The following is a 14730-nucleotide window of genomic DNA, read 5'->3' on the forward strand; positions in this document are numbered from 1 at the left end:
CGGAGCGGAGACGTTTTCGTCTGGGAGCGGGCGGGCCGGCCCGCCCCGCCGACGAGGGGAACGAGGACGTCAAGATGAGCGACAAGGCCCGGAAGCTGTTCGAGGCACTCGACCTCGACCAGAACGGGACCCTGACCCGCGAAGAGGTGATCACCGCCCTGCGCACGAAGGGCCCGTCTCTTGCCGCGTCGGGGGATCTGCCGTTTTGGGGCGTGGGCGACGCCGATGCCTCCTCCGCGCTGTTCGACGCCGCTGACCAGAACGGGGACGCGGTACTGACCCTGGAGGAGTTCGCGGCATTGGTCGACCGCCGTTTCGGCTGGCACTGACACCGGACCGGCCTCCGCTGGAGGCGTGCCGGCGCGACACGCGATACGGGGCGCGAGTGGGGCCGGCCGCGTGCATGAACCGTACGTCGCACCGGGTCCCCTCTTGTCTCCGACGGCATGGCACCCGTACGCTCACCACCCATACCGACTGGATGGTATGTCCCGAAGGAGCCGCCGGAGATGAGCAGCATCAACCGCCAGGTGCGCCTGGCCGCACGCCCCGTGGGAGAGCCGCGGCCGACCGACTGGGAGCACGTCGAGGAGCCGACCGGGCAGCCGGGCGACGGGGAATTCCTGGTGCAGGTGCTCTGTCTGTCGATCGACCCGGCGATGCGCGGCTGGATGAACGCGGGCAGGTCCTACATCCGCCCGGTGGAGATCGGCGAGGTGATGCGCGCCGGCGCGGTGGGAAGGGTGATCGCCTCCCGGCACTCCGGGTTCGCGGTCGGCGACCATGTGTCGGGCTCGTTCGGCGTGCAGGAGTACTGCGTGTCGGACGGGCTCGGCGTGACCAAGGTCGACCCGGCGGTGGCCCCCTTGCCGACGTATCTCGGTGCTCTCGGCATGTCGGGCCTGACGGCCTACTTCGGCCTGATCGACATCGGGCGTCCCGAGCCCGGCCAGACCGTCGTCGTCTCCGGAGCGGCGGGGGCGGTCGGCAGTGTCGTCGGGCAGATCGCCAAGATCCTGGGCTGCCGGGTCATCGGCATCGCCGGCGGCGAGGCCAAGTGCCGGCTGGTGGTCGACGAGTTCGGGTTCGACGCCGCGATCGACTACCAGAACGAGGACGTGCGCAAGGCGCTGCGCGAGCACGCCCCCGACGGCGTCGACGTGTACTTCGACAACGTCGGCGGTGACGTTCTGGACGCCGTGCTGCTGCGACTGGCGCGCGGTGCCCGTGTCGTCGTCTGCGGTGCGATCTCCCAGTACAACAGCACCAAGCCGCAAGGCCCCGCCAACTACCTGTCGCTGCTGGTGAACCGCGCCTCCATGACGGGCATGGTGGTGTTCGACTACGCCGACCGGTACGCCGAGGGCGTCGCCCAGTTGGCCACGTGGCGGGCGGAGGGCCGGCTGAAGTCCCTTGAGGACGTGGTGTCCGGTGGAGTGGCGGCGTTCCCCGACACCCTGATGCGGCTCTTCCGTGGTGAGAACCACGGCAAGCTGGTCCTGAAGATCGCGGACTGACGGGCGGAAGGGGGGGAATCCGGTGAAGGCACTGACCTACCACGGCCGTCATGACATCCGCTACGGGGAGGTCCCCGACCCGGCCGTCTCCAGGCCCACCGACGCGGTCGTCCAGGTCACCACGGCCGGCATCTGCGGCAGTGACCTGCACATCTACGGTGGCAACCCGTTCAGCCCGGAACTGGGCTACACGCCGGGACACGAGTGCGTCGGTGTGGTGGCGGACACCGGCGGCCAGGTCACCCGCTTCAAGCCCGGCGACCGGGTTCTGGTGCCCGCCTCGGCCGGCTGCACCCTGTGCCGGTCGTGCGCGGCCGGGTTCACCGCCCGGTGCGAGCGCGCCAAGTCCAGCACGGACCTCTGCTACGGAGTCAGCCCGCAGCTTCCGGGCAGCCAGGCCCAGGCCCTGGCGGTGCCGTACGCCGATGTCAATCTGGTGCACCTGCCCGAGGACATCTCCGACGAGGCCGCCGTCGTCCTGACGGACAACGCGCCCACGGCCTGGTACGGCTGCCGCCGTGCCCGTATCCAGCCCGGTGAGACCGTCCTGGTCATCGGCCTCGGCCCGGTCGGTCTCATGGCCGCCCAGTCCGCCTTCGCGATGGGCGCCGCGCGAGTGCTGGGCACGGACCTGGTCGCGGAGCGCCGCGCCTTCGCCGCCACCCTGGGGGTCGAGCCGGTCGAGGGCGAGGACGCACGGACGGCCGTACGGGACATGACCGGCGGACGCGGACCGGACGCCGTGGTGGAGGCCGTGGGCTCGGACGCCACCATCGATCTCGCCCTCAAGACCGTCCGGCAGGCCGGCCGGGTCAGCGTCATCGGGGTCAGCCACAGCAAGGCGTTCCCTTTCCACATGGGATTGGCACAGGTCAAGGAACTGGAGTTCGCCATCGGGCTCTGCTCGATCCACTACGAACTCCCTCCCCTGATCGCCCTCACCCGGGCCGGCCGGATCAAGCCCGAGGTCGTGGTCTCCCACCGCTTCGCCCTCTCCGAAGGCCCGGCAGCGTACGAACTGTTCGCAGGCCGCTCCGACGGCGTCCGCAAGATCCTTCTCGACCCCACCCGCTGATTCTCCTGCGCAGGCCGCCTCGGCCGCCCCCGCTGCGGCCGGCCCAGGTGACCTTGGCCCGCCCCTCCTCCGTGCCTACGGCTGCGCGGTGCCGCTGCTCGAACAACTCCACAGGTATGGACGTGGCCAGGGCCCCCGCGACCTTTCCCCCCGTGAGCCGGGGCAGTCCCTGCTGCCGCAGGTGGTCACGACGCCGCTCGGCCGGCAACGACGACAGCATGACCTTGCCGAAAGCCGTGGCGTGGGGGACCTGGTGGAGCACACTGAGCACCCGGGAGTCACTTTCCGGGTGCGGGCGGCCTGCCGGTCACCGGCCGGCGCCATAGGATCTGGTCGCCACGGTCCTGGTCGCCGGGCACGAGTCGGCCACCGCCTGTTCGACGGCCGGCGTCGCTCGTGTGCCATTGCCGCCCCGCTCGACCGCACCGCCGGGCCTGCCGGACCGGCCGCACGTGCCGACCGCCGTCACCTGCTGCAGGCCCGCAGCCGGTCGACATACGTCCATGGAGAGAGTCTGATGATCTTCATCACCGCCAAGTTCCGAGTCCGTCCCGAGCATGCCGACCAGTGGCCGGAGATCACCGCCGACTTCACCGAAGCCACGCGCCGGGAGCCCGGCTGCCTCTGGTTCGACTGGTCGCGAAGCGTGACGGACCCCACGGAGTACGTCCTGGTCGAGGCCTTCCGCGATGACGAAGCAGGCGCTGCTCACGTGCAGTCGGCGCACTTCAAGGCCGCGCAGCAGACGCTGCCGCCGCATCTGGTCGAGACCCCTCGCATCGTGAACGCGAACGTTCCGCAGGACGACTGGTCACTGCTGGGCGAGATGGCCGTTCCCGAGCAGGAGTAGCACGAGTGGAGCGCACTCCCCCGGGCGGCTCACGGCACTGCGTACCGACGCACGCCCCCGCGGAGCCGGTACGACGAAGCGCGCGGCGCCCGCACGGCCGATACTGAGGATGAGCCGCTGCAAGCCCAGGCACGCGGGGACGGGTGGGAGCGCCCGGCGCACCGCGCTACGAGTCCCTCGAACGGTGCGAGGTTGATGGGGCGATGGACGACACATCCCTGACGACGCTCAGCGAGAGCCCGGAGGACCCCTTCTCGATCTACCAGTCGGCGTCCGCCGTCCTGGACGACCACGGGCGGGTCGTCGCCTGGAGCGAGCAGGCCACGAGCCTCCTCGGGCATCGGGCCGACGAGGTGCTGGGCCGGCCGCTGCGCGAGGTCCTGGTCGCCGACGGAGACGAGGCCCTGATCGCCGAGGCGGTCGCCGCGTGCCTGCGGGAGCGCGGCTGGTTCGGGCTGCTGCCGGTCCGGCATCGCGCGGGCCACCGCGTGTACGTGGGGTTCCGCGCCCGGAGGGTGCAGCGCCTGGACTCCACCGTCGAGTGGCTGCTCGTGGGCTCACGCGCCGAGGACGTCGTCCAGTGGGAGGTCGACCGGGCCGTGCTGGACGGCTTCTTCCGCCGGTCCCCGGTCGGTGTCGCGGTTCTCGGCCCGGACCTGCGTCTGCTGCGGGTGAACCGGGCGATCGCCCGGTTCGGCGGGCTGCCGGCCGAGGCCTACGCCGGGCGTCGTACCTCCGACTTCCTGCTCGGTCCGGACGCGCAGCTGGTCGAGGAACGGCTCCGGTCGGTCCTGGAGACGGGCCGGCCCGTGATCTTCGCCGAGCAGCCCTGCCGGCTGCAGCGGGATCCTCAGAAGGAACTGTTCGTCTCCGTCTCCGCCTTCCGGATGCAGGACCCGTCCGGCCAGGTGCTCGGCGTCACCGAGATCATCGAGGATGTCACCGACCGCCACCGGGCCCGCCGGCGCCTCGCGCTGCTCAACGAGGCCGGCACCAGAATCGGGAGCACCCTGGATGTGGCCAGGACGGCGCGTGAGCTGGCCGAGGCGGCGGTACCCGCGCTGGCCGACGCGCTCTCGGTGGATCTGCTGGAACCCGTGACCCATGGGGAGGAACCCGCCCCCGACGCCGTGGGCCCGCTGCGCAGGACGGCGGTCCGCAGCGTCCGGCCCGAGGCGCTGCAGGTGATGTACCCGCTGGGCCATCTGTTCTCCTTCCCCGAACAGACCGCGCAGGGACGCTGCCTGGCCGAGCGTCGTTCGGTCCTTCAGCCCGCCGTGGAGGTCGACCGCGAATGGTTCCTGGTCGACCCCGAGCGGGCCGACAGGATGATCGCGCTGGGTATCCACTCGCTGATGGTGGTGCCGCTGGTCGCGCGCGGTGTCGTCCTCGGCCTGGTCTGTATCTGGCGGTTGCAGCGGCCCGAGCCGTTCGAGGAGGACGACCTCACCCTGGCGGAGGAGTTCGCCGCCCGGGCCGCGCTCTGCATCGACAACGCCCGCCGCTACACCCAGGAGCACCAGGCGGCCGTGGCCCTCCAGCGCAGCCTGCTGCCGAGCGAGGTACCCGAGCACCCGGCGGTCGACACCGCCCACCGCTATCTGCCCGCGCAGGCCTCCACCGGTGTCGGCGGCGACTGGTTCGACGTCATCCCGCTGTCGGGACTGCGCGTCGCGCTGGTCGTCGGCGACGTCGTCGGCCACGGCATGCACGCGTCGGCGACCATGGGACGGCTGCGCGCCGCCGTGCACACCCTGGCCCATCTCGACCTGGCTCCGGACGAGGTCCTCGCCCGGCTCGACGACCTGGTGGATCATCTGGCCACCGAACAGCGGCAGGCCGACGCAGGCGCCCCCCAGATCGTCGGTGCCACCTGCCTGTACGCGATCTACGATCCGGTCTCCCGGCACTGCGCCATGGCCCGCGCGGGGCACCCGCCGCCGACCGTGCTGGGGCCGGACGGCCGGGTACGCCTGATCGACCTGCCCGCCGGGCTGCCGCTGGGTGTGGGCGGGCTGCCGTTCGAGACCGCCGACCTCGAACTGGACGAGGGCAGTCTGCTCGCCCTGTGCAGCGACGGGCTGCTCCTGGCCGACCACCGGGACATCGACCAGGGCTTGACACTGCTGCGCACCGTACTGGCCGGTCCGGCCCGTTCGTTGGAGCACACGTGCAAGGCGGTGGAGGACGCGATGCTGCCCGACCGGCCCGCCGATGACGTCACGCTGCTGCTGGGCCGCACGCGGGTGCTGGCGGCGGAGAAGGTGGCCACGTGGGAGCTGTCGGCCGACCCCACTGCCGCCGGCCGGGCCCGGGCGCTGGTGACGGACCAGCTGACCGAGTGGGGGCTGGAGGAGCTGGCCTTCGTCACCGAACTGATCGTGAGCGAACTGGTCACCAACGCGTACCGGTACGCCGGTGGCCCGGTGCTGCTGCGACTGATCCGGCACAGTCATCTCATCTGCGAGGTCTCGGACACCAGCAGCACCTCCCCCCACCTGCGCCAGGCCCGAAGCACCGACGAGGGCGGACGTGGCCTGTTCCTGGTGGCCCAGCTGTCCGAACGGTGGGGCACCCGCTACGGCCGCAACGGAAAGACCATCTGGGCCGAGCAACCACTGTCCACCGCCGCTCCGAACGCGCGTAACGGTGAAACCAGGCCTTCCTGACCTGCGCCGCCACGCTCCGCGAAGAGCACTGAGCGGCGTCGAGGATCCGCTGCCGGCTCGCTTGTCGCGCACGGCGCCGCCGAGAGCGGCCGGAGCTCCTGGCTGGGGGAAGCACTGTCCGAACGCTGCAGGGTCCACCCCGTCCTGGACGGCGCAACGCCCGGCGCCGGGCACGGCAGCAAGGGTGCCGCACAGACGTGCGAGTGCGGCGGGGCGGCGGATTGAGACGACGCTGCGCGGAGTGCGTATCGCTTCACGACGGATGTCGCCCAAGGAGGACTGCCGATGGGAATCCCCGACGCCGAACTGCGGCACGGCCTCACGCCCGGGGGCGGTCCCGCGCAGGAAATCCGGGACTCCTTCCAGGCCGTTCTGGACGCCCTGGACGCCGCACGGACCGACCTACGCACGCTGGACCAGCAGCACCGTCGCCTCGGCGACACGCCCGAGGACAGTGCCGGTGCCGGGAACCTGCGCCGGATTCCGCAGGAAGCCGTGGTGGGGCCGCTGTGGTCACGCGGCACGCGACCGACTGCGGACCGCAGAACCGGCCCACCTGCGGACACTCCCCGCTCCGCCGTCCCGCAACCGTGGGATGCGCCTCCGGCCCCGCTCGTCGCCCCGCCCTCCGATGCGCCCGTGCCCCCGGAAGTCGTCCGCGCGCCCGAGCGGCAAGGAAACGAAGGACTCCGACGACGCCGAGGACCTGGCCGCTTCATCGACCGGCGGCGCACCCGGGTCGCCGGAGCCCTCGGACTGGGCACCGTGAGCGGATTGATCATCGCCTCGGCCCTGCTCGACAACGAGCACACCGCACCGGCGGAACCTCCCGCAGCCATGGAGCAACCGGACCGGCCGCTTCCCGGCAGTTCCGCGCTCCCCCAGGTCCCGGGCACCGGCGTGCTGCGCGAGGCGGACAGCGGCCACGGGGTGTACGAGTTGCAGGTGCGTCTGCTGCAGATCCCGAACATCTACGACGGCGGCGCCGTCGACGGCCGCTACGACGCGGAAGTCCGGCAGGCCGTAGCCCGGTTCCAGGAGTGGTACGGCATCCGCGGGGACGAGAGCGGCGTCTACGGGGACAACACCCGCCACGCCCTCATGCTGCGCACGAAGTAGTCATCGAGCTAGCGGCCGAGGCCTTCGACCGCCACGGTGGCGGCCTTGGCGAGCAGGGCGTCGCGGCGCTCGGCGTCCTTCTTGTCACGGGTGGACAGGACCGCCATGACGATGGGGTTGCCGCCGTCGTCGGGCCACACCACGGCGATGTCGTTGCGTCCCCCGTATCCGGCGGTGCCGCTCTTGTCGGCCACGTCCCAGTCGTCGGGGACGCCCGCCCTGATGAGCGTCCGACCGGTCATGTTCGTCGTCATCCACTGCCGCAGAAGCTCGCGTTCGTCCCGCTTCAAGGCGTCACCGAGCAGGAACGCCCGCAGGCTCCCCGCCATCGCTCGCGGGGTGCTCGTGTCGCGGATGTCGCCCGGAGTGCCCTCGCTCATCTCCGTCTCGTACCGGTCCATCTCGGTGACGTCGTCGCCGAACTCCTCCAGCACCTTCTCCAGGCCCTCGGGCCCGCCGAGTTCGTCGAGGAGCAGGTTGACCGCCGTGTTGTCGCTGTACCAGAGGGTGGCGGCACACAGCCCCCGCAGGCTCATGCCGGTCTCGACAAAGTTCTCGGACACGGGCGAGTTCTCGACCAGGTCGTCGCGCGAGTACCTCACCACCTTGTCGATGCCGTCCGTCCCGTACTTCCGGAGGACGGCACCCGCCGCCAGCGCCTTGAACGTGGAGGCGTACGCGAACCGGTCGTCCGCCCGGTGGCCGACCGACCGGCCCGTGCCGGTGTCCAGGGCGTAGACACCGAGCCGCGCGTCGAACTCCCGCTCCAGTGCCCGGAACTCGGCAGTGGTGGGCTTCGTGCCCGCCGGTGACGCGGACGGTGCCGCGCCGGCAGGTGAGCCGGCCCCGGACGCGGTGTGCTGACCGCACGCCGGAAGTGCGGCGAGCGCGAGCAGACCGGCCGCCGCCCAGGCGGCGCCCCGGCGGATGCGAAGCGGATGCGTCATGGAATGGACCTCCGAGCCGTCGAACGACATGGGGAACCTGCGAGCCCGGGGAAAGCCCTGGGCGTCGACCACTCTCCGGCCGGTGGGGTGCCGAGGTCCAAGACGCGAACGTTCGACTCCATGCTGTTTTGGCATAGTTGGGCTCATGGATCTTGTCGCGGCATGCCGGGCGTTCGTCAGTGTGAGCGAGCACGGCAGCTTCACGGTGGGCGCGGCGGCGGCCCGGACGGCCCAGTCCGTGGTGAGCCGCCGCGTCGCCGCGCTGGAACAACGCCTCGGCGAGCGGCTGCTCGACCGGTCCTCGCGGGCGGTGACGCTGACGCCCTTCGGCCGGGACATGCTGCCGACGGCGAAGCAACTCGTGCGGCTCGCCGACCGGTTCGAGCACGAGGCGGAGGCCGCGCGACGCCGGCCGCTACGGCTCGCCGTACCCGCCGTCTGCCCGACCGGTGCCCTCGCCCGCCTCATCGCCGAGGCGCACGAGCAGCACGTCCTCCTCGACCCGTTTCCCGCCGGGCCGGCCGAGCGGGCCGACCTCGTCACGTCCCGGCAGGTGCGCGCGGCGCTGCTCGCGGTGGCTCCCACCGAGGCGACCTGGACGGTGCCGCTGGGCCTGGCGGTCGCGCACGCCCCGGGCGGCGGGCCGATCTATCTGGACACCCTGCGCCCCGGCCGGGCCGACCGCGACCAGCGGCCCCGGCGCGTGTGGCTCCAGCTGGAGGACGACGTGCCGCACGTCCGGGACCGACTCGCCCGGCTGCGCGACGCCGTCGGGCTGCTCCCGGCCCAGCTGGCCGTCGCACCGGCCGTGGCCGCCGCCGCGGCGGACGTGCTCAGTCAGGGCGACGCACTGCTGTGCTCGGCCGCGCAGGCCCGCGAACTCCGCCTCCACTGGCGGCCCGTCGGCGAGCTGGGCCCCGGCTTCGCGCGGGGGTTCTCCCTGGCCGTGGCGGATGAGGCGGACGTCGACGCGGTCCGCATACGCCGGGCGTGCGCGGACGGTATCAGCCGGTGCCTCGGCGCGACGGAGCGCTCGGAGGCAGCCGCATGACCACCGGTACCGAGAGACTGCTCGGGGATCTGCGCCGGGCCCTGCGCGACGGCGGGCTGTACGGCTCGTTCCTCGTCCGGGACCTGGAGACGGGTGACGAGATCGGTATCGACCCCGACATCGAGTTGCCCGTCGCGTCCCTGGTGAAGATTCCGCTCGCCCTGGTGACGCTGGAACGCATCCGGCGCGGGGAACTCGACGGCGCCACGGTGATCGAGGTGCCGCCGGGGCGGATCACCACTCCCGGTCCGACCGGCCTGAGCCGGTTCCGTCACGCCGCCCACATCGCCGTGGAGGACCTGCTCTACCTCACCCTCTGCATCAGTGACAACAGCGCCGCCGACGCTCTCTTCGAACTCACGCCGCCCGACCGGGTCGGGGCGGTGCTGCACGAGTTGGGGCTGCGCGGCATCGCAGTCCGGCACACCATGCGCGAGCTGATGGAAACCCCGGTGGAGCGTTTCGACCCGGCGGACGTGCACCTCGCGCACGCCCTCGCGATCGACGCCGGCACCCCGGGGCGCGGCCACCGGGTGCCGCAGCTCGACATCTCGCACGCCAACACCGGGATGGCACGGGCCTTCGTCGACCTCCTCCAGGCCCTCTGGCGGTCGCGGCCCGGAACCGAGAGCGCCGGGCCCCCGACGATGCCCTCGGCGATCCACCCCGACGTCGCGGCACGGGTACGCGGCTTCATGGCCAACAACCTCGTGCGCAACCGCCTCGCCCCGGACTTCGACTCCGACGCCTCCACCTGGTCGTCCAAGACCGGCATGCTGCTCAACCTGCGCCACGAGGTGGGCGTCGTCGAACACGCCGACGGCCAGAGCTACGCGATAGCCGTCCTGACCGAGTCGCGGGTGGCCGCCGGCCGACAGCCTGGTGCCGACGCCCTCATGGGCCAAGTCGCCCGGCGGCTGCGCGACGAGCTCCGTTCGAGGTGGGGCTAGGGCCTGTCCGGCGGATCAGGCCGCAGGAAATCGACGGCGCCCTGTCAGCGCTGGTGAGCGGGGTCTGGTGCGTCCAGCTGCAAGGCGGAGGAGGGCGTCGACGCGGAGCGTCGGCAACCGACGACAACGCCGCAGATGGGCGTGCCAGAACCCGCGTCTGCGGCATGATTCGCCGGACAGGCCCTAGGGTGTTCTGTCCACGGAGGTCGGTGCCGGTGACGCCGTTGCGGGTTCGGGCGGGCAGAACTCGGCCGAGACGACGTTCTTGCCGCCACCGACCCAGTCGCCGTTGAAGTTCAGAGCGATCATGTGCCGGCCGTCCTTGGTGCCGAAGGCCTGTGTCGAGGAGCCGTGGATACCGCCGGAGTGGCCCCAGACCTTGATCCCGCAGGGCGTCTCGTACTCGATGAGGCCCAGGCCGTAGCGCTGGCGCGGCAGGTTGCCCTCGGTCGAGACCGTGGTCGTCATCTGCCGGAGCTGGGCGGGGCGCAGCAGCCTGCCGCCGAAGAGGGCGGTGTAGAAGCGGTTGAGGTCGGCGGAGTTGGTGACCATCTCGCCCGCCGCCCAGGCCCAGGACGGGTTGAGTTCGGTGACGTCGTAGGTCTTCCCCGGGTCCTCCGTGAAGGTGGAGTAGTGCCGGGTGGGCGCGGGGACATACGGGTCGGTGCCGGGGAAGTACGTGGCGCGCATCGCGAGCGGCCTGGTGATGCGCCGCTCGATCTCCTCGGCGTAGGGCCTGCCGGTCAGCTTCTCGATGATCAGCCCCAGCAGGAGGTAGTTGGTGTTGGAGTACTTCCAGGAGGTGCCGGGTTCGAACTGGGGCGGGTTCTGCAGGGCGAGGGCGATGACCTGCTGCGGAGTCCAGTCGTCGTAGCGGGACTCGAGGAACTCGATGCCCAGCACCTTCTTCGAGAACGCGGCGTCCTCGGTGAAGTTGAAGATGCCGCTGGTGTGGTTCATCAGCTGACGGACGGTGATCTTCGTGCCGTCGTGGCCGTTCCCCCGCACCAGGCCGGGGAGGTAGTGGTCGACCGTGGCATCGAGATCGGCCTTCCCTTCCGCCTGGAGCTGGAGCAGGACGGTAGCCACCAGCGTCTTGGTGACGCTTCCCGCGCGGAACCGGTCGCCGTTGCCGCGGGGCTGCTGTGTGGAGAGGTCGGCGACGCCCGAGGTGCCCTTCCATCCCCCGCGGGTGTCGCGTACTTCGGCCACGACACCCGGCACGCCCGCGGCGACGGCCGCATCCATGGCGGCCTGGGTGGCAGCGTGCCGGGACTCCCGCGTCTCCGCGGCGGTCACCGTGCCGCCGGCCGCGGCCGCAGGCGTCGTCAGCAGGGCCGAACCTGCTGCTGCGATCGCTGTCACGCCCAGCAGCGTCCTCCGTGTCCGGCGTGTCGACATGTGCACCAACCCTCTCTCGGCCTGCGGGACACGCATCGTGCCGACCACCCCTAACCGGCCACCAACACCCCGCCAACGGCGATGATGTGACGTTGAACCAAGCCCATCACTGAACGAAGATGATGTTCTTCGATCGATGCCGGACGCCGAACGTTCGGTGTCCGGCGTCCGACGCGGGGGAGGGCCGGTGAGGTTCGCAGTACTGGGATCGCTGACGACCGTCGACGACGACGGCGTGGCCGTCGCCCTCGGCGGATCGAAGCCCCGCTCGTTGCTCGCCGTACTGCTGCTGGAGCCGAACCGCACGGTGCCGCTGGACACGGTGATGGCGGTGTTGTGGGGCGAGGAGCCACCGCCGACGGCCACCGCCTCGCTGCACAACCACGTCGCCCGGCTGCGGCGAAGCCTCCACGACGTCGGCGGCACACGGCTGCGCACCATGCCCCACGGGCTCGAAATGCGCGTCGGCGAGGGTGAGTTGGACCGCGACGTGTTCGAACGGCGGGTACGCCGAGCGCAGGAGGCCCGCAACCGGGAGGACTGGGAGGTGGTGGAGCGGAACGCCGGTGCCGCCCTGGCGCTGTGGCGGGGCGCACCGTTCGCCGATGTGCCCGCCGTCGCCGGCCACCCCGTGGTGACGTTCCTCCAGGAGCAGCGGTTGCAGGCGCTCGAATGCCGCTTCGAGGCTCTCCTGCACCTCGACCGCCTCGACGGGCTCGCCGCCGAACTGGGTGTCCTGGTCAAGGAGCATCCGTTCCGGGAGACGCTGCACCGCCAGCTGATGCTCGTCCTCGGCCGCACGGACCGCCGGGCCGAAGCGCTGGCACTCTTCCGGTCGCTGCGCCGGAGCCTGGTCGAAGAACTCGGAGTGGAGCCCGGCCCCGCCGTCCAGGACGCCCACCGGGAGGTGCTGCTCCGCAGCGCGGCCGTCCCGCACCGCGCATCACCCGCCCCTCCGGCGGCCGGCCCGCGGCCCCCGTCGGCAGGGCCGCCCCCGCGGCTGGCGCAGCTTCCCGCGCCGCCCGGTGAGTTCGTCGGCCGTGCCGAGCACACGGCCGAGATCCGTACGGCGCTGGAGTCCGGTCGCAGCCGCACTGCACTCGCCGTGATCAGCGGAATGCCGGGCGTGGGCAAGACGGGCCTCGCCCTGCACATCGCGGAACAGCTCCGGCACGCGTTCCCCGACGGCCAGCTGTATCTCAACCTCCACGGAGCCACACCCGGCGTGGCCCCCCTCGAACCCGCCGACGCCCTCGCCGTTCTCCTGCACGGCCTCGGGATGGACGCCCGGCGGATCCCATGCGATGTGGAGGCCGCCTCCGCCCTGCTGCGCTCCGCGCTCGCCCCCACCCGCACGCTGCTCGTCCTCGACGACGCGGCCTCGGTGAGCCAGATACGTCCGCTGCTGCCGGCCGGCGCCGGCTGCGCCGTACTGCTGACCAGCAGACGGCCGCTGGCCACCCTGGGAGCCGCCACGCATGTCCGGCTCGAACCGCTCTCACCGCCGGACAGCGCCCTCCTGCTGGAGCGGGCCTCGGGCCGGTCCTGGGCCGCGTCCGACGCCGAACCGGTCGCCCGGCTCGTGGCTCTGTGCGGCCACCTGCCCCTGGCGCTGCAGGTCTCCGCAGCCCGTCTGCGGAGCCGGCGGACCCTTCCGGTGGAGAAACTGGTCGAACGCCTCGCCCGGCAGGAGGACCGCCTGGACCATCTCGAACTGGAGGACCTCAGCGTGCGCCGATCCCTGATGGCGGCCCATGAGGCGCTTCTGGGCTCGGACGATCCGCGCGACGGTGACGCCGCCGCGGCCCTGGTCCTCATCGGTGCGCTGGACCTGCCCGAGTACGGGGCACCGCTGATGGCCACCGCCATGGACTGCACGGAGCGCAGCGCCGAGAGGACCCTGGACCGTCTGGCGGAGGTGGCGCTGCTCCAGGAAGTGGGCTGGGGCCGCTACGCCCCGCACGACCTGGTCCGCGACTTCGCCCGGGAACTCGCCGGCCGGCCGGGTGAGCAGGCCCGGAACACCGAAGCCGTCGAACGGTCCCTGCGCTGGTACCAGGAACGGCTCGCACACTGCGCCGCGGCCCTGCGGCCGGGGACCGGGCGAGCGCCCGAGCACGCCGGGGGCCGGACCGGCACGGTCTTCGCCGATACGGCGGCGGCACTCGCCTGGGGTGCCGCGGAAGCGCCGAACCTGCTGGTTCTGGCCGGCTCCGGTGCGCACGGACGCCTGGGCCCGACCCGCACCCTGGACCTGATCAATGCCTTGTTCCCCTACCTGCACGACCGCGGCCGGGTGCAGGATCTCGAACGGCTGACGCGGCACGCCATCACCCTTGCCCGGTCCAGCGGCAACACCGCGGCCGAAGGCCGGGCGCTGGGCCACCTCGCCTCCGCGCACTACTCGGCCGGACGCGTCCGACAGGCACTGCTGCTTCTGGACGAAGCCGTGGAGCTCAGCGAGCACCTCGCCGACGACGTGGCCCGGATGCGTCACCTCGGCAACCGGGCCGCGCTGCTGCGCGAACTCGACCAGGGCGCCGACGCCCGAGCGACGTTGGCACGGTGTCTCGCACTGCGCCCCGACCACCTCACCCCCGGCGAGGAAGCGATGCTCCTCGGGCACCAGGGGTACGTGGCCGAACTCACCGACCTGCGCTCGGCCCTCTCGTACCACCTGCGCAGCAGGGAACGTGCCCGGGAGGCCGGCAGCGCCGTGATCGAGCAGGTCGCCCTGTGCAACATGGGCCGCACCCACCTGGGCCTCGGCGAGCCCGCCCGGGCCCTGCAGAGCTTCGAAGAGGCGCTGCGCGTCATGGCGGCCGACGGGGCGCACTGGAACGCGGAGCGGGAGACGCGCCTGGGCCAGGCCCAGGCCCTGCGGGCGCTGGGCCGACTCGGAGAAGCAGGGGAAGTGTGCACGGCGCTGCTCCAGGAAGCCGCCACGCGCGGCGACTCCTACGGTCGGGGCCTCGCCGAGTACGAGTTCGGGCACGTCCTGAGAGCACTCGGGGACGAACGGGCGGCCCTGAGCCGATGGGGCAGCGCACTGTCCGCCCTGGAAGGAACGGACGCGCAGGTACTCGCCGACCTGCGTGCCCTCACGTCTGCCCCGACGGTCGCTGCCGACGGCTGACCGCTCGTCGGCGCG

Annotated in this window: 11 protein-coding genes; 9 read left to right on the forward strand and 2 right to left on the reverse strand. The window is 72.0% G+C overall.

Translation table 11 applies throughout. From position 1 onward, the window contains the following. The first annotated feature begins 74 nt into the window (after positions 1–74). The 6 genes from ACFV7R_RS35840 (at position 75) to ACFV7R_RS35865 (ending at position 7230) form a co-directional block, all read left to right on the forward strand. The gene (locus tag ACFV7R_RS35840) at positions 75–329 is read left to right on the forward strand and encodes an EF-hand domain-containing protein (RefSeq protein WP_129796391.1); all 255 of its coding nucleotides are present in this window, start codon (positions 75–77) and stop codon (positions 327–329) included. A 180-nt stretch (positions 330–509) separates the two neighbouring features. Continuing rightward, positions 510–1517: an NADP-dependent oxidoreductase gene (locus tag ACFV7R_RS35845; protein WP_385271298.1), complete on the forward strand. Its 1008-nt coding sequence runs from the start codon at positions 510–512 to the stop codon at positions 1515–1517. 22 nt (positions 1518–1539) lie between these two features. Further along, positions 1540–2592: an alcohol dehydrogenase catalytic domain-containing protein gene (locus ACFV7R_RS35850; RefSeq protein WP_385271301.1), complete on the forward strand. Its 1053-nt coding sequence runs from the start codon at positions 1540–1542 to the stop codon at positions 2590–2592. A 517-nt stretch (positions 2593–3109) separates the two neighbouring features. After that, positions 3110–3442, forward strand: a complete 333-nt coding sequence (locus ACFV7R_RS35855; RefSeq protein ID WP_129796392.1) for a putative quinol monooxygenase — start codon at positions 3110–3112, stop codon at positions 3440–3442. Between the two features lie 203 nt (positions 3443–3645). After that, positions 3646–6111, forward strand: coding sequence for a SpoIIE family protein phosphatase (locus tag ACFV7R_RS35860; RefSeq protein WP_385271304.1), 2466 nt, complete (start codon positions 3646–3648; stop codon positions 6109–6111). 285 nt (positions 6112–6396) lie between these two features. Continuing rightward, the gene (locus ACFV7R_RS35865; RefSeq protein WP_385271307.1) at positions 6397–7230 is read left to right on the forward strand and encodes a peptidoglycan-binding protein; all 834 of its coding nucleotides are present in this window, start codon (positions 6397–6399) and stop codon (positions 7228–7230) included. A gap of 8 nt (positions 7231–7238) precedes the next feature. Here the strand turns inward: ACFV7R_RS35865 and bla are convergent, their stop codons facing one another. Continuing rightward, a complete protein-coding gene (gene bla, locus ACFV7R_RS35870; RefSeq protein ID WP_385271310.1) occupies positions 7239–8177 on the reverse strand; it encodes a class A beta-lactamase in 939 nt (312 codons plus the stop codon). A gap of 145 nt (positions 8178–8322) precedes the next feature. Here bla and ACFV7R_RS35875 point away from each other — a divergent pair, with 145 nt between their 5' ends. Both ACFV7R_RS35875 and ACFV7R_RS35880 read left to right on the forward strand, forming a co-directional pair. Continuing rightward, positions 8323–9228, forward strand: coding sequence for a LysR family transcriptional regulator (locus ACFV7R_RS35875; protein ID WP_385271313.1), 906 nt, complete (start codon positions 8323–8325; stop codon positions 9226–9228). After that, positions 9225–10178, forward strand: coding sequence for a serine hydrolase (locus ACFV7R_RS35880; protein WP_385271316.1), 954 nt, complete (start codon positions 9225–9227; stop codon positions 10176–10178). Before ACFV7R_RS35875 ends, ACFV7R_RS35880 begins: the two co-directional genes overlap by 4 nt. Positions 10179–10361: 183 nt before the next feature. On the opposite strand, the gene ACFV7R_RS35885 is transcribed toward ACFV7R_RS35880, so the two are convergent. Then, positions 10362–11579, reverse strand: coding sequence for a serine hydrolase domain-containing protein (locus ACFV7R_RS35885; protein ID WP_385271319.1), 1218 nt, complete (start codon positions 11577–11579; stop codon positions 10362–10364). Positions 11580–11766: 187 nt separating this feature from the next. Here ACFV7R_RS35885 and ACFV7R_RS35890 point away from each other — a divergent pair, with 187 nt between their 5' ends. Continuing rightward, positions 11767–14715, forward strand: coding sequence for a BTAD domain-containing putative transcriptional regulator (locus ACFV7R_RS35890; RefSeq protein WP_385271321.1), 2949 nt, complete (start codon positions 11767–11769; stop codon positions 14713–14715). The last annotated feature ends 15 nt before the right edge of the window (positions 14716–14730 follow it).

Origin of the sequence: Streptomyces sp. NPDC059866 (assembly GCF_042731325.1) — a bacterium.
GTDB classification, from domain to species: Bacteria; Actinomycetota; Actinomycetes; order Streptomycetales; family Streptomycetaceae; genus Streptomyces; species Streptomyces flavusporus.